Origin of the sequence: Pseudoalteromonas sp. 19-MNA-CIBAN-0066, assembly GCF_040308705.1 — a bacterium.
GTDB classification, from domain to species: Bacteria; Pseudomonadota; Gammaproteobacteria; order Enterobacterales; family Alteromonadaceae; genus Pseudoalteromonas; species Pseudoalteromonas nigrifaciens.
On sequence record NZ_JBEONZ010000218.1, the window covers coordinates 1 to 270 of the forward strand.

Below are 270 nucleotides of genomic sequence, written 5' to 3' on the forward strand. Positions count from 1 at the left end.
GCGTTAGAGCTTGCAGAGCGAGGACCTGTTGGTGCCAACGGTTATGCCAACGACAGAGACTTTCAATACCCTGTAGCTGCCTTTGAAGATAAAGAGGGTGACTTTGAACTTGTTTCTAAATTCAACGGTAATTTATTTAGCTGTGAAATTAAGCACTCTCCTTTTGATGTAGTTGCATGGACAGGGAATAGCTCACCCTACAAATACGACTTATCGCGTTTTAATGTAATGAATACAGTGAGTTTTGATCACCCCGACCCGTCTATATTC

The 270-nt window shown here is 42.2% G+C and carries 1 protein-coding gene; it reads left to right on the forward strand.

Annotated features, from left to right (window positions below):
• The coding region (locus AAEZ18_RS18890) for a homogentisate 1,2-dioxygenase (RefSeq protein ID WP_352255943.1) at positions 1–270 on the forward strand (270 nt) is incomplete at both ends.